Below are 22001 nucleotides of genomic sequence, written 5' to 3'. Positions count from 1 at the left end.
GCCACGGCCCTGCCAAAAGACAGGGCCGTGACGCAAGCCTGCTTCAGCGGTAGAGCGGATCGCGGGCCACGTAGACTTCGACATTGCCGGCGTCGAAGCCTGCCGGAGCGATATCGGCCAGTTTGAAGCTGTCGGACTCGTGCAGGGTGCGGAAGTTCCAGGTGAACATTTCGTGACCGTGCACAAAGGTCACGGTTTCGCCGTTGTCGACGTTGATGTATTTGGTCTGCGGGCCGACGGCGATCAGTTTTTCAGCGGCGGTTTGCGGCGCGGTGCTGCCGTAATTATTGGCGGCATGGGCGCCGGCGCAGCTCACAGCAAAGATTGCAGCCAGCAGCAGGCGTTTTTGTGGGGCGGTGGTGAAGTTGAACATGATTTTCTCCGTTTCAGTTGGTTAGTGAAACAATTGTAGAAAACCACCGATGACGCGAGCATGGCGCAATGATTACAGTTTTATTACGCAGGACAACACCGCGAGCACTAAACAAAGCCTGTTTGCGCATTCCTGGTTGCGAAATCAGCATGACCATTGCAGAATGCCGGGATGACAAACTCGTCCATCATCCGCCAAGCAGTTTTGCTCGCCTGCGCGCTGACGGCCGCCGGCCATGCCGGCGCGGCTGATGGAGCGGTTCAACCCTATAATCCGGACTATTTCACCCAGTTTCAGGCCGCCACGGCGATGGACATGGTGAACCGCCTGCCGGGCTTTGTCTTCGACGGCGGCAACGCCTCGCGCGGCGTGGCCGGCAATGTGCTGATCAACGGCAAGCGCCCGACCTCCAAGACCGAGGCGCTGGGCGACGTGCTGGGCCGCATTCCGACGGCGGCGGTCGAGCGCATCGAGGTCATCAACGGCGGCGCCAGCGGCATCGACATGCAAGGCTACGCCACCGTGGCCAACCTGCTGCTCAAGCAGATGGACCTGGTGTCCATGACCACCAACGCCGCCAGCTACGTGATGCCGGACGGCAGCCTGGCGCCTTCGCTGGACGGCAACTACAGCCTGAAACGCGGCGACAAGAACATCAATGTGACGCTGGGCTGGTCGCGCTCGCCGGACACCGGCCAGGGCCAGGGCTACCGCACCACGGTCTACGCCGGCTCGGCGCCGGCCGCCGAGGTGCGGGTGGCGGGCGCCGGCATCGCCGAGAACAAGACCATCAAGCTGAACTACGGCCAGGACCTGCTGGACGGCCAGCTGAACTGGAACGGCGCCTACAATCCGTGGAACTACCACTCGCTGGCCAGTTTCGACGCCGCCACCCGTTCGCTCAACAGCAACGACAATGCCGGCCACACGCTGGAACAGGGGCTGGCCTATACCCGCGATCTGCCCCATGGCGCCAGCCTGGACCTCAAGGCGCTGTACCGCACATCGGGCATCGATGCGGATTCGGGCTTTGTCTCGGGCGGCAACAGCGGCCACTCGGTCACCACCAGCACCGCCAGCGAGCAGATCCTGGGCGGACAACTGAGCTGGCAGGCGCTGGACGGCGTGGTCATCCGCGGCGGCATCGAGCGCGCCGTCACCACCAACGACAGCAGCGTCAGCAACAATCCGCAGGCCGCCGCGTGGGTGCAGGAATCGCGGGTCGAAGGCCAGCTGTCGTCGGCCTGGCAGGTCGACAACACGCTGAGCGCCGAGGCCGGCGTGAAGGTGTCGCACGCCAGCCTGGCCACCAGCGCCGAGCAGGCGGACGCCAAGGCCTACGTCTATCCCAAGCCACGGCTGCGGCTGGCCCTGTCGCCGACGCCGGTGCTGCAATTGCGCCTGCGCATGGAACGCGAAATCAGCCAGCTCAACTTCGGCGATGCGGCGGCGTATTTCGGCATGGCCGACAAATCGCTGCGGGCCGGCTATCCGGACGTGGTGCCGGCCAAGACCTGGCTGTGCGAAGGCGCGGTGGAATACCGCTTCTGGGAGCGCGGCACGGCGATGCTGAGCTACACGCAGTCGCACGTCAGCGACGTCATCGACCGCATGCAGATCCGCACGCCGAACGCTGTCTACGACGTCGCCGGTAATATTGGCGACGCCAGCGCCGACAGCGTCACCGGCATGCTGAACCTGCCCACCGACAGCTGGGCGCTGCCGCAAGGCCTGCTCAAGCTGTCGACCACCTGGCGTTCCTCGTCCGTCATCGATCCGGCCACGCTGGAAACGCGGCGGCTGTCCGGCGAGCAGCCGCTGGGCTGGCGTATCGAATTTTCGCAGGACTTGCCCAGCCAGCGCACGGCATGGGGCTTCTCGGTCGACAACGGCTGGAGCAACGACAGCTGGCAGACCGCCGAACGCGACACCAGCAGCGGCAGCGGCTGGGCGCGCGCCTTCGTCAACTACCGGCCGGCGTCCAACCTGATGCTGACGCTGGAACTGAACAACCTGGCCAGCCGCGTCATCAGCTACGACCGCACCCACTACGCCGGCAACGACCGTCTGGCCAATGTGGTCGATTTCGTCGAACACAACATCACGCGCACCCAGCCCTTTGCCATGCTGCGCCTGCGCAAGGACTGGTAATCAGCCCCAGCGGTCGGCGACGTACCAGCCGGCGGCCGACGCCAGCGCGGTCAGCAGCACGCCCCAGGCGACATCCACCAGCGACAGGCCCAGCGGCCATCCCTTCAGGATCGAATAATTGGTCAGGTCATAGGTGCCGTAGGCGATCAGGCCCAGCACCGCGCCATTCAGCGCCGCCGTCTGCCAGCTCAGTGCCCGCAGTCCCGGCGCGATGGCCAGGAACACCGCGCCGGCCGCATACAGCAGGTAAAAGACTGCAGCCGAACTGATACGCGGCTGCTCCAGCATCAGGTTGCCCAGCGCGGCCTTGTAGGCGGGCGCCATGTAGAGGCCGATCCACAACGCGTCCAGGGCCAGCATCGACAGCAAGGCGCCGCTGTAAGCGAGCAGCCAATGCTGCACACTGAGTGCCTGAGCGGGAGCGGATGTGAGCATGGGACGTCCTCGGCCTTGGGGATGGGAAGCCTGAGTGTAGCCTATTCCCAGGCGCGCACTATTGAACGGAATTAAGCGGGCGCACGCACGCAGTAGCCGGCGCCGGCCACGGTGTGGATCAGCGCCACCTCGAAATCGCGGTCGACCTTGTTGCGCAGGCGGTGCATATGCATGTCGATGATGTTGCCGCGCGGGTCGAAATCGTAATCCCATACCGCTTCCAGCAGCATGGCGCGCGTCACCACCTGGCCGGCGTGGCGCAGCAGGTATTCCAGCAGCGCGAATTCGCGCGCCTGCAATTGCAGGTCGCGGTCGGCGCGGCGGGCGCGGCGCGTGTCCATGTCCAGGCTCAGATCGGCCAAGGTCAGCACCTGCTGGCGGCGGCTGGCGTCGTTGCGCCGCGCCAGCGCTTCGATGCGGGCCAGGATTTCGGCGAAGGCATACGGTTTGGCCAGGTAGTCGTCGGCGCCGGCGCGCAGGCCTTCCACCCGCTGCTGCGTGCCGCCCAGCGCACTGACCATCAACACCGGAATCTGCGGATCGCGCCGGCGCAGCGCGGTCATGAAGTCGATGCCATCCAGCCCCGGCATGCGCCGGTCCAGCACGACGACGTCGTAGATGCCCTCGCCCGCCATCGCCAGCCCGGTGGCGCTGTCGGCCACATGGTCGGCCACGTGGCCGCTCTCGGCCAGGCCGCGCACCAGATACTGGGCGGAGCGCAGATCGTCTTCAATCACCAGTAATCGCATGCTGAATATCGCCTCCGGACATGAACTATTTTTAATGTTGGCGAGAACTGCGCGTAGCCGACTGTGGGGCATAATAGGCAATATAGTAGCGCACTAAGGCGCAGTTGCGGAGGCGGCCGGCATGGCAAAGGTATTGGTGATTGAGGATGACGCACAAACCGCGCAGGAATTGCAGGCGGCGCTGTCGGACTACGGCCATCAGGTCGAACTGGCCGACAACGGCCGCCAGGGCCTGCTGCGCGCGGCCGGCGAAACCTACGACGTCATCGTGCTGGACCGCATGATGCCAGGCGGTCTGGATGGCCTGGCCGTGCTGTCCACCCTGCGCACCGCCGGCGTCGCCACGCCGGTACTGATCCTCAGCGCCTTGTCGGCGGTGGATGAACGCGTGCGCGGCCTGCGCGCCGGCGGCGACGACTATCTATCGAAACCGTTCGACTTCATCGAGCTGACCGCCCGCCTGGACGCCCTGCTGCGCCGCCGCGACGGCCCGCCCGCCGCCGTCACCGGTTTCCAGCTGGGCCGGCTGGACATGGACCTGCTGACGCACACCGTGCGCCTGGGCGGCCAGCCGGTCGAGCTGCAGCCGCGCGAGTTCCGCCTGCTCGAATACTTCTTCCGCAACCAGGGCCAGGTGCTGACCCGTACCATGGTGTTCGAGGCCGTGTGGGACTACCGCAGCGACGAGCGCAGCAACGTCATCGACGTGCACATCAGCCGGCTGCGCAAGAAAATCGATCCGGACGGCACCGCGCCGCTGATCCACACCGTACGCGGTTCGGGCTATGTCTTCCGTGCCGCCGAATAATCGTTGGAGCCTGCACGACCTGCGGCGGGCGTCGAGCTTCCGCATCGCGCTGCTGTTCCTCGGCCTGTACAGCCTGATCGCGGCGCTGCTGTTCGCCTTCCTGTACCAGCAGATTTCCAGCTACGCCCTGAGCCGCATCGACGACTGGCTGCCGCGCGAACGCAACGCCATCCTGCGCAGCGCGCCCACCGACCTGATCGCGCGCGTGGCCTACCATGCCCGCCTGGACCCGGACAACCAGCGTCCCTTCGGTCTGTACAGCCCGGACGGCATCCGCCTGGCCGGCGCCTTCCCCGGCCCGCATCCGACACAGCTGGAAAAGCCGTACACGCTGTCGATGATCGAGAACGACACCACGCGTTCATTGCGCGTGGCCGCCTATCCGCTGCCGGACGGCCAGCTGCTGGTGCTGTCGCAGGATCTGAACGAGGTACACGAATTCAACGAGGTGCTGCAACGCGCGCTGGCATCGGCGGCGCTGCTGGCCCTGCTGCTGGGCCTGGCCGGCGCGGTGTTGATCGGCCGCCGCGCCGTGCACCGGCTGGACGCCATCACCACCGCCATCCAGGCCATCGTCCAGGGCGATCTGAGCCAGCGCCTGCCGCAACGCGCGTCCGGCGCCGCCAGCGACGACCTGGACCGGCTGGTGACCGTGGTCAACGGCATGCTGGACGATATCGAGCGCCTGATGCATGAAATCAAGGGCGCCTGCGATGGCATCGCCCACGACCTGCGCACGCCGCTGGCGCGCCTGCTGGCCGGCCTGGAACGCGCGCAGCGCCGCGCCGTCAGCGCCGACGACTACCGCGACGCGGTCGATGCCGCCATCACCGAAACGCTGTCGCTGCTGACCACCTTCAACGCCATGCTGCGCATCTCCGAAGTGCAGGACGGCGCGCGCCGCGCCGGCTTCAGCGCCATCGACCTGGCCGCCATCGCCGACGACGCGGTGGAATTCTACGAGCCCAGCGCCGACGACAAGCAGGTCCAGCTGGTCTATGAACGGCCGCCAGGCCTGCGCCTGCCGTTGCGCGGCGACGCCAGCCTGCTGTTCGAAGCCATGGGCAACCTTATCGATAACGCCATCAAGTTCACGCCGGAAGGCGGCCGCATCACCGTCACCCTGGCCGAATGGCAGGGAGCGATGCAGTTCGACATCCGCGACACCGGCCCCGGCATCCCCGCCGCCGAACGCGAGGCGGTGTTCCTGCGCTTCCACCGCGCTGAAAGCAGCCGCCACCTGCCTGGCAACGGCCTGGGATTGAGCCTGGTGGATGCAGTGGCGCGCCTGCATGGCATGCAGGTTGCCATTCACGACAGCGACCAGGGCTGCCACATCAGCCTGCGCCTCAGCACGCTACCTTAACGATTGTTCATATTCCCTAGATACGGCGTTAACCGCCCCTCCGGCAGAATGCCCTGGAGGCTGGCGGCAACCCGTCACCGGCCAGCCGACATCTATGGGATATCGACATGCGAGCTCAACAAAAACACTTCATCTCCGGCGCCGTCATGGCCGGGCTGCTGGCCACGCTGGCCGGTTGCAGCAAACCGGCCGCCGCGCCGGCTACCCCGTCAGCGCCGGCAGTGGGCGTGGTCACCGTTCATCCTTCCAACGTTCCGGTCAGTATAGAATTGCCGGGCCGCACGTCGGCCTATCTGGTGGCGCAAGTCCGCGCCCGCGTCGATGGCGTGGTGCAGCAGCGCGCCTATACCGAAGGCGCCGATGTACGCGCCGGCCAGCTGCTCTATACCATTGACGACGCGCCCTACCGCGCCGCGCTGGCCAACGCCCAGGCCGCGCAGCAGAAGGCCGCCGCCAATCTGGTCGCGGCCAATGCCCAGGCCGAACGCTACAAGGCGCTGGTCGGCGGCAACGCCATCAGCAAGCAGGCGTATGACAACGCCGTCGCGGCACAAGGCCAGGCCGCCGCCGATCTGGCGGCGGCGCAAGCCAGCGTGACCACCGCGCGCATCAACCTCGGCTACACCAGGGTGGCATCGCCGATTTCTGGCCGCAGCAGCGTATCGCAGGTGACGCAGGGCGCGTATGTGCAGGCCAGCGCCGCCACGCTGATGACCACGGTGCAGCAGATCGATCCGATCTATGTCGATGTCACGCAATCGAGCGCCGCCGGATTGCAGCTGCGCCAGGCCATCGCCAGCGGCCAGCTGCGGGCCGACAACAATGTTCAGCCGGCGGTGTCGCTCAAGCTGGAAGACGGCAGCGTCTATCCGCTGCAAGGCAAGCTGCAATTCAGCGGCATCACCGTCGACCAGGCCACCGGCTCGGTGACGGTGCGCGCGGTGTTCCCGAATCCGCAGCATGTTCTGTTGCCGGGCATGTTCGTGCATGCAAGCCTGGTGCAGGGTACGGCCGCCAACGCCTTCCTGGTGCCAGGGCCTGCCGTCAGCCATAACCCGCAGGGGCAGGTCACCGCGCTGGTGGTCGATGCCGCCGGCAAGGTGGCGCAGCGCACGCTGCAGGCTGATACCGTGTCCGGCGCCAACTGGGTGGTGACCGGCGGCCTGAAAGACGGCGAGCAGGTCATCGTCGATGGCTTGCAGCAGGTGAAGCCAGGCATGCAGGTGCGCGCCACGGCAGCGCCCGTGTCTGCGTCGCTCCCTGCCCCAGCTTCGGCCGCCACCAGCGCCGCCGGCGCGCGCTAAGGAGCGACATCATGGCCCAATTCTTTATCCGACGTCCGGTGTTCGCCATCGTGCTGGCACTGCTCATCATGCTGGCCGGCGTGCTCGCGCTGACCAGCCTGCCGATCGAGCAGTTCCCGCCGGTGGCGCCGCCCACCGTGCAGATCAGCGCCACCTACCCCGGCGCCTCCGCCGTCACCATGCAGGACACCGTGGTCCAGGTGATCGAGCAGCAGATGAGCGGCATCGACAACCTGCTCTACATGTCCTCCACCACCGACGACACCGGCGTCTCCACCACCTCGCTGACCTTCGCCACCGGCACCGATCCCAACATCGCCCAGGTGCAGGTGCAGAACAAGCTGCAACTGGCGACACCGCTGCTGCCGGCGCCGGTGCAGCAGAGCGGCGTGCAGGTAACCAAGTCCACCAACTCCTTCCTGATGGTGGTCGGCTTCGTCTCGACCGACAACAGCATGAACAAGTTCGACATCGCCAACTACGTGGTGTCCAACGTCCAGGGACCGCTCAGCCGCATCAACGGCGTCGGCAACATGAACGTGTTCGGCACCCAGTACGCGATGCGCGTCTGGCTCGACCTCGCCAAGCTCAACAGCTACTCGCTGTCGCCGCAGGACGTCACCGCCGCGCTGACCGCGCAAAACGTACAGATTTCGGGCGGCCAGCTGGGCGCGGCGCCGGCGGTGCCGAACCAGCAGATCAACGCCACCATCACCGAATCGACGCTGCTGCGCACGCCAACCGACTTCGGCAACATCCTGCTCAAGGTGCAGGCCGGCGGCGCGCAGGTGCGCCTGCGTGACGTCGCCCGCATCAATCTCGGTCCGGAAAACTACAACGTCGACAACAAATACAACGGCGGCCCGGCCAGCGGCATCGGCATCCAGCTGGCGCCCGGCGGCAACGCGCTGCAAACAGCCAACGCCATCCGCGCCCAACTCGACCAGCTGGCGCCCTACTTCCCGCATGGCTTGAAGGTCGTCTACCCGAACGACGTCACGCCCTTCGTCAAGATCTCCATCGAGGAAGTGGTCAAGACCCTGATCGAAGGCATCGCCCTGGTGTTCCTGGTGATGTATTTGTTCCTGCAAAACCTGCGCGCCACACTGATCCCGTCGATCACCGTGCCGGTCGTTTTGCTGGGCACCTTTGGCGTGATGTCGGCCTGCGGCTTCACCATCAACACGCTGTCGATGTTCGGCATGGTGCTGGCCATCGGCCTGCTGGTCGATGACGCCATCGTGGTGGTGGAAAACGTCGAACGCGTCATGCACGAGGACGGCCTGGGGCCGCTGGAAGCCACGCGCAAGGCCATGGGCCAGATCAGCAGCGCGCTGATCGGCGTGGCGCTGGTGCTGTGCGCGGTGTTCGTGCCGGTGGCGTTCTCCAGCGGCACCGTCGGCGGCATCTACCGCCAGTTCTCGCTAACCATCGTGATTTCGATGCTGCTGTCGGTGTTCGTGGCGCTGTCGCTGACGCCGGCGCTGTGCGCCACGCTGCTCAAGCCCGCCAACGAGGACCACGCCAAGCAGAAAGGCTTCTTCGGCTGGTTCAACCGCACCTTCGACCGTGGCCGCGACAAATACGTGCACGGCGTGCGCGCCGTCGCCGCCCGCTCGGGCCGCTGGATGATCATCTACGGCGTCGTCATCGCTGCGGTGGTGCTGATGTTCATGAAACTGCCGACCTCCTTCCTGCCGAACGAGGACCAGGGCTTCATCTTCGTCCAGGTCCAGGCGCCGGTCGGCGCCACGCAGGCACGCACCGGCGCCATCCTGGACCGCGTCGACCAGTACCTGCGCACCCAGGAAAAATCGGTGGTGGAAGCAACCTTCATGGTCAACGGCTACAACGACGCCGGCCGTGGCCAGAACCAGGGCCAGCTGTTCCTGCGCCTGAAAGACTGGTCGCAGCGTACCGCCGCCAACCAGAGCGCCGCCGCATTGAGCGACCGCATCACCCGCCATTTCGCGCATGACAAGGAAGCCGTCATCACCACCATCAGTCCGCCGCCGATCCGTGGCCTGGGCAGCGCTTCCGGCTTCGACTTCGAGCTGCAGGACCGCGCCGGCCTCGGCCACGACGCGCTGGCCAAGGCGCGCGACCAGTTGCTGGCCATGGCGGCCAAGGATCCGGCATTGGCCCAGGTACACCTGAAAGGCCAGACCGAGAATCCAACCTTCAAGGTGAACATCGACCGCGAGAAGGCCGCCGTGCTGGGCGTTGCCCCGGCAGATATCGACCAGGCGTTCTCGATCGCCTGGGGCGCGAAGTACGTCAACAACTTCCTCGATACCGACAACCGCATCAAGAAAGTCTATGTGCAGGCCGACGCGCCATTCCGCATGAATCCGCAGGATCTGGACCAGCTCTACGTGCGCAACAGCAGCGGCGGCATGGTGCCGTTCAGCGCCTTCGGCAGCGCCGGCTGGACCTACGGCCCGCCGCAGCTGCAACGCTACAACGGCGTCGAATCGATGGAAATCCAGGGCCAGCCGGCGCCCGGCTACAGCACCGGTCAGGCCATGCAGGCGATGGAGCAGCTGGTCGCCAAGCTGCCGTCCGGCATCGGCTATGAATGGACCGGCAGCTCGCTGCAACAGAAACAGGCCAGCTCGCAGGCGCCCTTGCTGTACGGCCTGTCGATCCTGGTGGTGTTCCTCAGCCTGGCCGCGCTGTACGAAAGCTGGTCGATTCCGATCTCGGTCATCATGGTAATCCCGATCGGCGTGCTGGGCGCGCTGGCGGCCACCTCGCTGGCGGGGCTGACCAACGACGTCTATTTCCAGGTCGGCCTGCTGACCACCATCGGCCTGTCGGCCAAGAACGCGATCCTGATCGTCGAGTTCGCCCGCGAATTGCAGCAGCAGGGACGCACGGCGCTGGAAGCGGCGGTGGAGTCGGCACAGATGCGCTTGCGCCCTATCGTCATGACCTCGATGGCCTTCCTGCTCGGCGTACTGCCGCTGGCGCTGTCGAACGGCGCCGGCTCGGCCAGCCAGAACTCGATCGGCACCGGCGTCATCGGCGGCACGCTGGCCGCCACCTTCTTCGCCACCTTCATGATTCCGATGTTCTTCATCGTCGTCATGGACAAGCTCGGCAGCCGCAAGGCCGGCGCCGAACAACCCGCATAGGAACACGACCATGAAAACTCTGACTCTTACCGTGGGCGCGCTGCTGGTGGCGCTGGCCAGTGGCTGCTCGCTGCAACCGGTCTACCAGCAGCCTGACAGCGCCGTGCCGGCGCTCTACCCGGCCGCGCCAGGCGCGCCGGCCGAAAAGCCGACCGCCGCCGCCACCGACTGGCGCCAGGTGCTGACCGACGCCCGCCTGCAACGTCTGGTCGAACTGGGGCTCCACAACAACCGCGACCTGCGTGTCGCCATGCTGAATGTCGAACGGGTGCAGGCGCAGTACCGCATCGCCCGCTCGGCGCTGGCGCCGCAGATCGGCGCCCAGGCCGACATGGACGCCGCCCACACGCCGGACGGCATCGGCGGCAAGCCGGCATCGACCGGCCGCAGCTATTCGGCCGGTTTGACGGCGGCCTGGGAACTCGACCTGTTCGGCCGCCTGCGCAGCCAGTCCGACTCGGCCTTCCAGCAATACCTGGCCAGCGGCCACGCGCGCCAGGCGGCGGAAATCCTGCTGATCTCGCAAATCGCCGACCAGTACCTGACCACGCTGGCGGACGACGCCCAGCTCAAGCTGACGCTGGACACGCGCACTGCCGCCGAAGCGTCATACCAGTTGGTCAAGCTGCAATACGACACCGGCACCGTGTCCGAACTGGACTTGCGGCTGGCACGGACCACGGTCGACCAGGCCGACGCCAACTATCAGGCCCAGCTGCGTCTGCGCGCGCAGGCGGAAAATGCGCTGGTGCTGCTGGTGGGCCAGGCATTGCCGGCCGACCTGCCGCCGCCGGGCCGCCTGGACGACAACCTGGTCATGGCCGACATGCCGGCCGGGCTGCCGTCCGACCTGCTGCTGCGCCGGCCGGACATCCTGCAAGCGGAGGCGCAGCTGCGCGCCGAACACGCGGACATCGGCGCCGCGCGCGCCGCATTCTTCCCCAACCTGTCGCTGACCGCGACGGCAGGCAGCCAGAGTGCATCGCTGGGCGGACTGTTCGCCGCCGGCACCGGCGCCTGGACCCTGCTGCCGGCGCTGACCATGCCGATCTTTAACGCCGGCGCCAACCAGGCCAACCTGGACGTGGCCATGGTCAGCCGCGACATCGGCGTGGCGCAGTACCAGAAAGCGGTGCAGACGGCGTTCCGCGAAGTGGCCGACGGCCTCGCCGCGCGCGGCACCTACACCGCGCAGCTGGCGGCGCAGCAGCGGGAAACGGCAGACCAGCAGCGCCGCCTGGAACTGGAGAACATGCTGTATAAAAATGGCGTGGACAGTTACCAGAACGTGCTGTCGGCGCAGACCGCGCTGTACACCGCGCAGCAGTCGCTGTTGACGGCCCGCCTGAATCAGTTGACCAGCCTGGTGGACCTGTACCGTGCGCTGGGCGGCGGCTGGCGGCCTCAGACCTGAAAAACCACCGACACGCGCAGGCCTTGCCGCTGCGCGGCGTCGGTCCAGTCGAGCCGCACCGTCGCCCCCATGCGGCGGGCAATTTCCGCCACGATGGACAAGCCGAGCCCGGAGCCGGACTGCTCGCTGCCCAGCACGCGGAAGAACGGATCGAACACCCGCTCGCGCTGCTCCGGTGCGATGCCCGGTCCCCGGTCGCATACTTCGATGATGACCTGGCCGCCGTCCGCATGCGTACACAGATCGACCTTGCCGCCGGCGGGACTGTAGCGAATCGCGTTGTCGGCCAGGTTCTTGACCAGCATCAGCAGGTCGACCGCGTCGCCGACGACGCGCGGATCGTCAGTTGCTTCCACGCCGATGTCGATCTGTCGCGCCTCCGCCAGCGGCATCAGATCCTCCAGCACGCGCCGGAAGATGTCCAGCACCGGCACCGCTGCGGCCGTGCGTGGCAATACCGTTTGCGCCCGCGCCAGGGCCAGCATCTGGTCCAGCAGCACGCGACTGCGCTCGATGCCGAGGTGTAGCGCTTCGACGCGCGTGGTTGCCTCCAGCGGCAGCGCGGTCGCAGCCAGCGCCTCGGCCTGCAGCGACAGAGCGGTCAGCGGAGAACGGAGTTCATGCGCGGCATCGGCCACGAAACGGCGCTGCTGGTCCATGGACTTCTCCACGCGCGCCAGCAGGCGGTTGATGGCGACCACGAAAGGCCGCAGTTCGAGCGGCAGGAAGTCCGGCGCCAGCGCTTGCAGTTCGCGCTCGCTGCGCTGATCCGCTTCGTGCGCCAGCGTCGCCACCGGCAAGAACAGCCGGCGTACCAGCAGCACCACGAGCAGCGGCAACAGAGGGATCAACAACAAAAGCGGCAGCAAGGTGCGCAATGCGCTGTGGTTGGCGATTTCATCGCGAAACGCGATCGCCTGCCCTACCGCCAGCCGCAGGCCGGGCGACACGGTGCGCAGCAGCACCCGGCAGGCGACGCCGTTCATGGTGGCGCGGTGCATGCCATCCGGCAGCGCGGCCAGCCCGCCCGCCGGCGTGCGCCGCAGGCCGAGTATCATGACCGGCGCTTCATCGTCGCCGACAAACTGGATGGCGCCAACGACCGGCAGGCGGCCGGCGCCATACAGCGCGCCGATCTGGCGCAGCGTCTGGTCCTGCATCTCATTGGCCTCGTCCAGCGCGGTCAGATACGACACGGCGGCGGCCAGCGCCGCCACCAGCAGCATGGCGACCGTCAACCACCACGACAGGCGCCATTGCAGGGACAATTTCAGGCGTTCCTGGAAACCATCCATCCCACACCCCGCACGTTTTTAATCATGCTGCCGCCCAGCTTCTTGCGCAGCGCATGGATCAGGAATTCGACGGCGTTGCTCTCCACCTCCTCGCCCCAGCCGTAAATGCGCTCTTCCAGATCGCTGCGCGACAGGATGGCGCCGGGCCTGAGCAGCAGCGCCTGCAACAGCGCGAACTCGCGCTGGGTCAGTTGTACCGGCGGCACGCCCGGCGCCGACGCCTCGCGCGTGACCGGGTCCAGTGCCAGCACGCCATTGCCGAGAATCGGCGAGCCGCCGCCGGCATGGCGGCGCAGCACGGCGCGCATGCGCGCCAGCAGCTCGGCCATCTGGAACGGCTTGAGCACATAGTCGTCGGCGCCAGCATCGAGGCCGGCGATGCGGTCTTCCAGACTGTCGCGCGCCGTCATGATCAGCACCGGCACCTGATTGCCGCCGGCGCGCAGGCTGCGCAGCACGGCGACGCCATCGCGCTCCGGCAGCCCGAGGTCCAGCAGCACCGCGTCGTAGCGCTGGCAGGACAGCGTATCGAGCGCCGTCCTGCCATTGCGCACCCAGTCGGATGCGCAGCCGGCCTCCTTCAGCGCCGCGTGCATGGCTGAACCTATCATCGGATCGTCTTCAACCAGCAGAACGCGCATGACGCTTAGTCGTCCTTGTCTTCCTTGCCGCCGCTGTCCATCTTGTCCTCCACCGACGACAAGACCTTGCCGCTGGCGGCGTCGATGCGCACATCGAACACCTTGGCGCCGTTGACGACTTCGACTTCATAGTGCGGCCCCTTTTTGTCCACTTCGAATTCGGCGCGTGCAGCCTTGCCACCGGCGCTCTGCTCGGCGGCGGTAACGGCCTGGATCAGCGAAGTCTGGGCCCTGGTGACGGCAACCGCGTCGTTTTCCTTCATGTCGGATTTCTCCGCGAAGGCAAAACCACCGGCGCCGATCAGCGCAGCCGCGAGCGCGGCAAGATACATTTGACGTTTGTTCATCATGACAGCCTCCAATAAGGTCAGCGCGAATCTGCGCTGAAGACAAGCTTGACGCTCCACACTTAGCGTTCACTGAGCAAGTCAGCGCCGCAGCTGGTGGCGCGCCCGTACGTCATGATGCCGCATCGCCATCGCCAGTCCGTGGCACCAGCAGAACGCCGCGCACCATCCGGCCAGCACATCGGACGGATAATGCACGCCCAGGTACATGCGCGACACGCCCACCAGGCCCACATAGACGACGCCCAGCAGCAGGAAGCCGCGGTGCACGCCATGGCGCCGGACCAGCCACAACGACGCCACCAGCGCCATGGTTTCCATCGCATGCCCGCTGGGGAAGCTGTAGCTGGTTTCATGCACCATCGGTTCCCAATAGGTCGGACGGATGCGCGCAAAGCCGTGTTTGGCCGCCAGATTCAGCAGGGCCGCGCCGGCATTCGCCAACAGCAGATACAGCGATGCGTATCGCTCGCGCCGTAGCCGCCACAACGCCAATGCCAGCAGCGGCGCCACGGCCCAGACGGAACCTAGCCACGTGATCGCTTTCATGGCAAGATCGAGCGGGCCGTTCGACAATCCGCGCAGCCAGTGCAGCACCGGTTCATCGAAAAAGATATGCTCGCCTTCCGCCACGTCCTCCGCCAGCATGCCGAACAACATCAGCGCCGCCAGCAACACCACAAACAGCAGTATCGCGCCGGTGTACCTGGCCACGCGCGGCGGCGTTTCCAGATCCGCTGGCCTATTGGTCATTCCGGTCCATCGCTTCCAGCAGGTCGGCCATCGCACGCTTGCACTGGACCGGGTCCGGCTTGCTTGCCCGCAGCGCCGACAAGGCATTGTCGATGGCCTTGTCGACCACGTGCCAGCTGGCCGCCGCGCGCGGCTTCAGGCCCGACTCCGCCTGGTCCCAGCTGGTTTCCAGGTCCTTGATGCGCGCCTTGGCGCCGGCCAGGTCGCCCTTGTCCACCAGCGTCGACGTGTCGCGGGCGATGATCTGGAAACGGCTGAGGTCACCCAGCCGGCTGAACGCCGCGGCATGGGCAGCGCAGGAGATGAAAGCCAACACCACCAGAGCGGCGGAGACAATACGTGCAATTTTCATGATTTTTCCTTCGAGTTGAATTGCTGAAGACTGATCATCGTTACCAGGCCGGCGATCACTAGCAGGAACACCGCGCTGGTATTAATCGTGCCCCAGCCGATGCCGCCGTATTCCTGCGACTGCGACAGCAGATCGCCGAGCGACGCACCGAGCGGACGGGTCAGGATGTACGCCAGCCAGAACGTCAGCACTGCATCGGCGCCCAGCCGGCGCGCGACATAGATCGCCGCGATCAAGCAGCCGAAGACCACCACGCCGACACGGAAGCCCAGTCCCAGGGCCTCGGTCGCCAGATCGCCCGCCGCCGTGCCCAGCGCGAAGGTCAGCAGGATGGCGGACCAGTAAAACAGTTCGCGGCGCAGTGTGACGATGCTGCGGATGTCCAGCGTCCGTTCGCGCCGATACCACAGGCCGAACACCACCGCCAGCAGGATGCTGAACACCGCCGTGCTGGCATACAGGCTGATGCCCAGGCCGTCGGTCAGGGCATCGGTAATCTGCGTGCCGACCACACTGAGCAGCACGACGGTCAGCCAGTACACCCAGGGCACATAGCGAGCTTGACGCAGTTGATACAGCAGCGCGACGATCAGCAGGCCGCCCATCAGCGTGCCGGTATAGGCGACGCCCAGGCCGGCATTGACGGCCAGGTAATCGGCGCCGGTCTCGCCCACGGTGGTTGACAGGATCTTGATCAGCCAGAACGTCAGGGTGACTTGCGGCACCTTGTTGAAGGATCGGGGATGGATGGGCATACGGCAGCTCCGTGCTTGTTGTTCGTTATCGACATTACAAAGCACGGATCATTAAAGCCGTATTAACGTCTCCGGCGATCGAGCATCTGGCGGAAGGCGGCAAACAGCTTGCGCATGGCCGGCTGCTTGTACGGGAACAGTTGCTCGTCATCCATGGCATGCACCGCCATCGCGGTGCCGATTTCAAACACCAGTAGTTGCCCGTCGGCAGTCTCCGCGCAATCGATGGTCAGGTAGTCCAGCCCGGCGCGCTGGTGAATTTGCTGCAATGCCAGCGCGTGCCGCTGCGCAAAGCCGCTGTCGAAGTCATGCATGCGCTCGGCTTCCTCGGCGCGCTTGGCGGCGCTGTGCTCCATGCCGGCGTTCAGGTAGTGGATCATCCAGTGCGAGGAAATGCCCATGTGACTGATGAACGGCCGGCCGTCGATCAGGGCGACGCGGTATTTGCGGTACAGCCCGTCCGCGCTGCGGTAGTCGATGAATGGCGACAGGTAGAACTCGGCGGCGTCGACCTGTGCCAGGTACTGGCGCAACTCGCCGCCATGCGTGAGCAGCGCCAGGTCGCGGCCGGCGTGGGAGTCGGTTGGGCGGATGATCTGCGGATAGCCTTCGTCCCGCACAGCCTCGCGCGCGGTGCGCCAGGTAGGCGGCATGACGACGCCGTCGGCTCCGGCCAGCAGCGCGCTGACGCTGTCGCGCGACAACGCGGCGATGCGTTCAGGGGCGTTGATCACGGCACGCGGCCAGTCCGGCGTGGCTTCCGCCAGCCGCCGTAGCAAGGGACGGTTGGCGTCCGATTCCGCCATGGCGACCAGCATCGCATCGTGCTGCGGCACGGTTTCAGGCCATGGGTGGTGCGCCGTCAGGTACAGCAGTTCGAGCGACACGCCGGCGCCTTCGAGCAGCAGTTCCACCGGCGTATTCCACATCAATTCGCCCGGCCCCATGATGACCAGCAGGACCATTTCCGGCGTTTCCGCAGGCAGCGAGTAGCTGGTTTGCAGGTCGAGCGCGCGCTGTTGCAGCAGCATCGCCGCGTCAGGCTGTCCCAGCAGCTGCAACACGGCGGCGGCGTCCAGCAGGCCGTTGGCGTCGTCTGGATGGTCGCGTACGCGCCGCAGCAACGCCGCAGCCAGCGGCCCCATATCGCGGCCCTGCATGGCGCGCCGCATCGGCGGCGCCATGCCGATCAGCGGTGCGAACGGCACGGCGGCGGCGCGCAACAACTCATCCATGCGCGGCTCCCTTGAGCATGGCGCGGAAGGCGGCAAATACTTTGGTCATCTGCATGTGCTTGTACGGATAAATGTCCACCGAATCGACGGCGTGCACGAAGCTGACGTTGTCCGCTTCGAAGAACAGCAGTTGCCCGGCCGGGGTCTCGCCGCAATCGACCACCACGTAGTCCAGTCCGATGCGGCGGCCGATTTCCTCCAGCGCGGGCCCATGGCGGAGTCCGAAATCCTGGTCGAAATCCGCCATGAAGCGCGCCTCTTCCTCGCGCCGGTCGGCGGCTTGCTCCATGCCGGCCGACTGGTAATGTACCACCCAGTTCGTGGAAATGGCATAGTGGCAGACATAAGCCTTGCCCGCCATCAGCACCAGCCGGCATTTGCGGTACAGCCCGTCGGCGCTGCGGTAGTCGATATACGGCGCGACATAGAACACCGCCTCTTCCTGCGCCGCCAAATAGTTATCGATGTCGCGCGCGAATTCCAGGCGCGCCAGCCCCTTGCCCGCCTGCGAGCGCAGCGGCCGCACGATCAGCGGGAACGAGTCCTTCTCGTGCAAGGCCAGCCACTCAAGCTCGTCCCGGCTGACCGCATAGGTGTGCGGCACCACCACGCCGGGAATATCGCGCAACAGGGCGTTGAGGGCGTCGCGCTCGAAGCCGAAGTCGGACCGCGGCTGATTGAGCACCGGGCCGCTGGCCTGGCCCAGCAACGGCGCCATGCGCGCGAACAGCGGCCGGTGGCGCTCAAAGTGGCCGGCGGCGACAAACACCACGTCATGCGGCGGCAGCGCCGCCGGCAGCGGCGTATCTTCCGTGAAGTACAGCAGCTCGCAGGCGATATCGCTGCCGTCGAGCAGGAATCCCACCGGCGTATTGTCGAGCATGAAGCCGCCGGCCAGAAGCACCAGCACGCGCAAGGCCGGCGGCTGGACATCGGCCGCCAGGTGGTAGTGCTGACGCTGACGCAGCGCCTGCAGTTGCAACTCGGCCGACTCCGCCTGCTGGCCGAAAATCTGGAACAGCTGCGCCATGCGCATCAGCAGATGGCCGCTGTCCTGTTCCGCGCCTGCGCTGTCGAGCAGTTGATCCAGCGTATGGCCGGCGTCCAGTAAACGCACGAGTTTAAGCATGCTGGTGTAACGATCCATCACTTCCATTCCTTGCTGTAAGACGTTGATGGCGTTCATTAAATCGGGCCGAAGATTAAGGCTGAATTAACAGCCGCAGCACGTTTTCACATGAACTTTTTTTAATCTGGAAGAGAGATCGCGTTAGCGTCCGGCGGCGCATGATGGGAGGTTTCTTGCCTTGATTGGAATAAGATGAAACCCCTGTTGAAACTGGGCGCCCTGGCGGCAAGCCTGTTGCTGGCAAGCTCGGCTATGGCGGCCGATCCGCTGCGTTTGTTGACGACCACGCCGCTGCCCGACGTCAGCGGCGGCGACTTCGATCATTTCGATGTCGACCTCCAGCGCGGACTGTTGTACGTTCCCACCGAAGAATATGGCTCCATCGAAGTATTCAGCCTGCCGGACGGCCGTCATCTGCGCAGCGACCGCACGCTGGCGCGCTCGCCGCACAAGCTGCTGCTGGCCCACGGCGGCCAGGAATTGTGGATCGCCGATGCCGGCGCGGCCAGCCTGAAGATCGCCGACACCGCCAGCTTCAAGGTCACGCACAGCATCGCCGTCGAAGCGCAGCCGGACTCCGGCATCGTCGATGAGAAGCGGGGTGTTTTCTATCTCGGCAATGGCGGCAAGACCAGCGAGGACCACGCCTACATCAGCCGCATCGCGCTGGCCGACCATGCCGTGCTCGGACGAATCGCCGTGCCGGCGAAACAGGTCAAGGCGATGGCCATCGATCCGGCCACCGACCGCCTGTTCGTCAACTTCCGCGACCGCAATGAAATCGGCATCATCGACCTCGCCAGCGGCAAGCTGGCCGGCATCTGGCAGGTGCCCGGTCCCAGCCGCAACTCGGCACTGGCCTTCGATCCGCGCACCAACCGCCTGTTCGTCGGCTCGCGCAGGCCGGGCAAGCTGTTCGTGCTGGATGGCGCCGACGGCAAGGTGGTGCAAACCATGGACATCGTCGAAACCTCGGATGAAATCATCGTCGACGACGCGAACCGCCGCCTGTACATCGCCGGCGCCGGCGGGCTGGACGTGATCAGCGCCACGACGCCCGATCACTACGCCATCGAGCAGCATGTCGATACGCTGGGCGGCAAAACCGCGCAATATGTGCCGTCGCTGCACCGCCTTTACGTGGTGCACACCAAGGGGCCGCAAGCGGCGCAGGCGGGCTTGCAGGTGTTCGACGTGCGCTAGCGCACCGCGGCAATCGGGTTTAGACTGCAGAGGTACTCCCACCTACCGGAGATATCCATGCGACTCACCGCCGCCGCTGCGGGCGTTTTCTTCATGCTGGCCGTACCCTGCACCTGGGCGCAGCACGAACACCACGACGCCATGCCAGCGCTCGGCACGGTACGCTTCGATACCTCGTGCATGCCTTCGGTGCAGCCGGAATTCAACCGGGCGGTGGCGCTGATGCACTCGTTCCAGTTCGGTCCCGCGATCGACAGCTTCCGCGCCATCCTCGCCAGGGATCCCGGCTGCACCATCGCCTACTGGGGCATTTCCCTGAGCAGCTGGAGCAATCCGTTCGCCAACTTCAAATCCCCGGGCCAGCTGGCGCAGGGATTGCGGGCGGTGGAGGCAGGCCGGGCCAAGGCGCCGGCCACGGCGCGCGAGCGGGCGTATCTGGACGCCGTGGCCCATCTCTACACCGACAGTGCGCAGATCCCGCAATCGGCCCGTCTCGACGCGTATGAGAAAGCGATGGCCAAGGTCAGCGCCGACTATCCGGACGATATCGAAGCGCGCATCTTCTACGCGCTGGCGCTGGCGGCGGCGGCCGATCCGGCCGACAAACACTTTGTGAAACAGCTCAAGGCCGGCGCGCTGCTGGAAGCGCTGTTCGTCCAGTATCCCGACCATCCCGGACTGGCGCACTACATCATCCACGCCTACGACGAACCGGAACTGGCGGCGCGCGCAGCGCAAGCCGCGCGCCGCTACGGCGCCATCGCGCCGGCCACGCCGCACGCGCTGCACATGCCCTCGCACACTTTCACCCGCGTGGGCGACTGGCAGGCATCGATCGCTACCAACATGGGATCGGCGGAGGCGGCGCGCAAAGCCGGCCAGCCGGCGGATGAGTTGCACGCCAGCGACTACATGGTCTACGCCTATCTTCAAACCGCTCAGGACCAGGCGGCCAGCAAGCTGGTGCTGGCGTCGGCGCAGACGTTCAAGCGTTTCGATCCAGCCAATGCCAACGGCGCGGCGCCGGCATCGGCGGCATTTTTCGCCAACGCCGCAATTCCGGCGCGCTATTGCCTGGAGCGCCGCGACTGGACGGCGGCGATGGCGCTGACGCCACGCGCCAGTCCCTTCCCCTACGCCGATGCGATCACGATGTTCACGCGCGGCCTCGGCGCGGCGCACCTGGGCAATACCGAGGTGGCGCAAGAAGCCATCGACACGCTGGCCGAAATCCGCGAACGGCTGCGCGGCGCCAGGGATGGCTACTGGTCCGATCAGGCGGAGATTCAACGGCTGGAAGTGGCAGCGCAACTGGCGCAGACCAGCGGCGACAACGCCAAGGCGCTTGCCACCTTGACCCGCGCTGCGGAAATGGAAGATGTCACGGAGCTGGCCTCGATCACGCCGGGGCCGTTCGTGCCGGCGCGGGAGATGCTGGGCGAGCTGTTGCTGGACATGGCGCAGCCAGCGCAGGCACTGGTGCAATTCAAGGCGGTACTGGTCCGGCATCCGAACCGCTACTGGTCGCTGTACGATGCGGCGCTGGCGGCAAGCCGCTCCGGCGATGCGCGCGCGGCACAGACTTATTACCGGCAGCTGCTGGCGATCGCTACAACGGCGGACGAACCACGCCGTGCCTCGCTGCTGGCGGCCGACGCCGCCGTCAAGGCAGATCGTTAGAGGTTGCTGCAGCCGCCGACGTCAGCTTGATCTGCGCGTCGTTGCGTGGCGTTTCCACCACACCCAGCAGCTTGCCGGTGCGTTCCTCTTCGATCGTGGCGACCAGCGAAGAACAGACCGGGCTGTCCGGAATGAAGCGCACCAGCAGGCTGCGACGCTCGTGCTCCAGGAAATCCGCTACCTGCAGGGCCTCGACAACCAGCCGTTCAACCTGCGAATGCTCTTCTTCCGGAATGGCCGGCGACAGCCATTGAAATCGTGTATTCATGATTGCTCCTCATGTGTAGTGCGGGGAACAACAATCAGAAGTACACGGTAGCGGTGATGGTCGATTTGTAGGTGTCTGGTTGCGGCGTAGCCTGTGCTGGCACAACACCGTACACGGTCAGCGCTTGCGCAACGCCGGTGCCTACGCCCGATTTGGTGTCGGTGCCCTGGGTGTTGCCCCAGTTGGAGCCGCCCGACGATTGCAACAGGTTGTAGGCCACGGTGCTGGTGTTGGCGCCGGTGCCGCTCATCAAACGGGCGGCCGTGGTGGAGCCGACGCCGGTGCCGGCGTTCAGGCCGACGTTGTATGGGGTGGTGTTGGTGCAGGTGACGCTCAGGGTGCTGTTGACCGTGACGTTGGTAGCCAGCACACCTTGCGACTGGCCGAAGTCCAGCGGGTTGGCGGAGATGATGCAGTCAGCGATGATTTTCAGCGTTACGTCGAAGTTGGCGGTTTTGCTGCCGTTGCTGTACACAGCGGCGCTGGACAGGCTGGCGATCAGCGAAGCGGTAACGAAGGCGATAACGGCGAAACGTGGTGCGCGGCGAGTGGTGTTCATGGCTAACTCCTAAGATTGAGATATACAAAAATTTTTAAGGGATTTTT

At 65.8% G+C, this 22001-nt stretch carries 21 protein-coding genes; 8 read left to right on the top strand and 13 right to left on the bottom strand.

Annotated elements, in window-relative coordinates:
- Positions 1-43 precede the first annotated feature (43 nt).
- Positions 44-373: a CzcE family metal-binding protein gene (locus GJ698_RS01300; RefSeq protein WP_154355777.1), complete on the bottom strand. Its 330-nt coding sequence runs from the start codon at positions 371-373 to the stop codon at positions 44-46.
- Positions 374-544: 171 nt separating this feature from the next.
- Between GJ698_RS01300 and GJ698_RS01295 the strand changes: the two genes are divergently transcribed.
- Positions 545-2524 carry a TonB-dependent receptor plug domain-containing protein gene (locus GJ698_RS01295; protein WP_154355776.1) on the top strand — a complete coding sequence of 660 codons (1980 nt, stop codon included), beginning with the start codon at positions 545-547 and terminating at the stop codon, positions 2522-2524.
- On the opposite strand, the gene GJ698_RS01290 is transcribed toward GJ698_RS01295, so the two are convergent.
- Positions 2525-2959 (bottom strand): DUF2177 family protein, encoded by a 435-nt coding sequence (locus tag GJ698_RS01290; protein WP_154355775.1) that lies wholly within the window; start codon positions 2957-2959, stop codon positions 2525-2527.
- A 71-nt stretch (positions 2960-3030) separates the two neighbouring features.
- Positions 3031-3708: a response regulator transcription factor gene (locus GJ698_RS01285; protein ID WP_154355774.1), complete on the bottom strand. Its 678-nt coding sequence runs from the start codon at positions 3706-3708 to the stop codon at positions 3031-3033.
- A 121-nt stretch (positions 3709-3829) separates the two neighbouring features.
- Between GJ698_RS01285 and GJ698_RS01280 the strand changes: the two genes are divergently transcribed.
- The 5 genes from GJ698_RS01280 to GJ698_RS01260 all read left to right on the top strand — a co-directional run bounded on the left by GJ698_RS01280 (position 3830) and on the right by GJ698_RS01260 (position 11737).
- On the top strand, positions 3830-4516 hold the full coding sequence (locus tag GJ698_RS01280) for a response regulator transcription factor (RefSeq protein ID WP_154355773.1): 687 nt from the start codon (positions 3830-3832) through the stop codon (positions 4514-4516).
- On the top strand, positions 4494-5882 hold the full coding sequence (locus GJ698_RS01275; RefSeq protein WP_154355772.1) for a sensor histidine kinase: 1389 nt from the start codon (positions 4494-4496) through the stop codon (positions 5880-5882). Before GJ698_RS01280 ends, GJ698_RS01275 begins: the two co-directional genes overlap by 23 nt.
- 107 nt (positions 5883-5989) lie before the next feature.
- On the top strand, positions 5990-7186 hold the full coding sequence (locus tag GJ698_RS01270; protein ID WP_154355771.1) for an efflux RND transporter periplasmic adaptor subunit: 1197 nt from the start codon (positions 5990-5992) through the stop codon (positions 7184-7186).
- An 11-nt stretch (positions 7187-7197) separates the two neighbouring features.
- Positions 7198-10323, top strand: a complete 3126-nt coding sequence (locus tag GJ698_RS01265) for an efflux RND transporter permease subunit (protein ID WP_154355770.1) — start codon at positions 7198-7200, stop codon at positions 10321-10323.
- Positions 10324-10333: 10 nt separating this feature from the next.
- Positions 10334-11737 carry an efflux transporter outer membrane subunit gene (locus tag GJ698_RS01260; RefSeq protein ID WP_154355769.1) on the top strand — a complete coding sequence of 468 codons (1404 nt, stop codon included), beginning with the start codon at positions 10334-10336 and terminating at the stop codon, positions 11735-11737.
- Here GJ698_RS01260 and GJ698_RS01255 read toward each other — a convergent pair.
- From GJ698_RS01255 to GJ698_RS01220, 8 genes are all read right to left on the bottom strand, one after another.
- Positions 11728-13032, bottom strand: coding sequence for a sensor histidine kinase (locus GJ698_RS01255; RefSeq protein ID WP_154355768.1), 1305 nt, complete (start codon positions 13030-13032; stop codon positions 11728-11730). The two genes, GJ698_RS01260 and GJ698_RS01255, sit on opposite strands and share 10 nt — an antisense overlap.
- Positions 13008-13673 carry a response regulator transcription factor gene (locus tag GJ698_RS01250; RefSeq protein ID WP_154355767.1) on the bottom strand — a complete coding sequence of 222 codons (666 nt, stop codon included), beginning with the start codon at positions 13671-13673 and terminating at the stop codon, positions 13008-13010. Before GJ698_RS01250 ends, GJ698_RS01255 begins: the two co-directional genes overlap by 25 nt.
- A gap of 5 nt (positions 13674-13678) precedes the next feature.
- A complete protein-coding gene (locus GJ698_RS01245) occupies positions 13679-14023 on the bottom strand; it encodes a PepSY domain-containing protein (protein ID WP_229259782.1) in 345 nt (114 codons plus the stop codon).
- Positions 14024-14101: 78 nt separating this feature from the next.
- Complete coding sequence (locus GJ698_RS01240; RefSeq protein ID WP_166454773.1) at positions 14102-14773, bottom strand: phosphatase PAP2 family protein; 672 nt, start codon at positions 14771-14773, stop codon at positions 14102-14104.
- Positions 14763-15125, bottom strand: a complete 363-nt coding sequence (locus GJ698_RS01235) for a histidine kinase (RefSeq protein WP_154355765.1) — start codon at positions 15123-15125, stop codon at positions 14763-14765. The genes GJ698_RS01240 and GJ698_RS01235 overlap by 11 nt, the downstream gene beginning before the upstream one ends.
- A complete protein-coding gene (locus tag GJ698_RS01230; RefSeq protein ID WP_154355764.1) occupies positions 15122-15880 on the bottom strand; it encodes a COG4705 family protein in 759 nt (252 codons plus the stop codon). The genes GJ698_RS01235 and GJ698_RS01230 overlap by 4 nt, the downstream gene beginning before the upstream one ends.
- 62 nt (positions 15881-15942) lie before the next feature.
- Complete coding sequence (locus GJ698_RS01225; RefSeq protein ID WP_208023750.1) at positions 15943-17115, bottom strand: ATP-grasp domain-containing protein; 1173 nt, start codon at positions 17113-17115, stop codon at positions 15943-15945.
- On the bottom strand, positions 17108-18262 hold the full coding sequence (locus GJ698_RS01220) for an ATP-grasp domain-containing protein (RefSeq protein WP_154355763.1): 1155 nt from the start codon (positions 18260-18262) through the stop codon (positions 17108-17110). Before GJ698_RS01220 ends, GJ698_RS01225 begins: the two co-directional genes overlap by 8 nt.
- A 174-nt stretch (positions 18263-18436) precedes the next feature.
- On the opposite strand from GJ698_RS01220, the gene GJ698_RS01215 reads away from it, so the two are divergent.
- Both GJ698_RS01215 and GJ698_RS01210 read left to right on the top strand, forming a co-directional pair.
- The gene (locus GJ698_RS01215) at positions 18437-19447 is read left to right on the top strand and encodes a YncE family protein (protein ID WP_154355762.1); all 1011 of its coding nucleotides are present in this window, start codon (positions 18437-18439) and stop codon (positions 19445-19447) included.
- 57 nt (positions 19448-19504) lie between these two features.
- Entirely contained in the window at positions 19505-21127 is a 1623-nt protein-coding gene (locus GJ698_RS01210; protein ID WP_154355761.1) for a tetratricopeptide repeat protein, read from the top strand.
- Here the strand turns inward: GJ698_RS01210 and GJ698_RS01205 are convergent.
- Positions 21111-21395, bottom strand: coding sequence for a hypothetical protein (locus GJ698_RS01205; RefSeq protein WP_154355760.1), 285 nt, complete (start codon positions 21393-21395; stop codon positions 21111-21113). The two genes, GJ698_RS01210 and GJ698_RS01205, sit on opposite strands and share 17 nt — an antisense overlap.
- Before the next feature lie 34 nt (positions 21396-21429).
- A complete protein-coding gene (locus GJ698_RS01200) occupies positions 21430-21954 on the bottom strand; it encodes a Csu type fimbrial protein (RefSeq protein WP_154355759.1) in 525 nt (174 codons plus the stop codon).
- Positions 21955-22001 lie beyond the last annotated feature (47 nt).

Origin of the sequence: Duganella aquatilis (genome assembly GCF_009674565.1) — a bacterium.
GTDB lineage: Bacteria > Pseudomonadota > Gammaproteobacteria > Burkholderiales > Burkholderiaceae_D > Rugamonas > Rugamonas aquatilis.
This window is presented reverse-complemented; position numbering and strand designations above follow the sequence as displayed.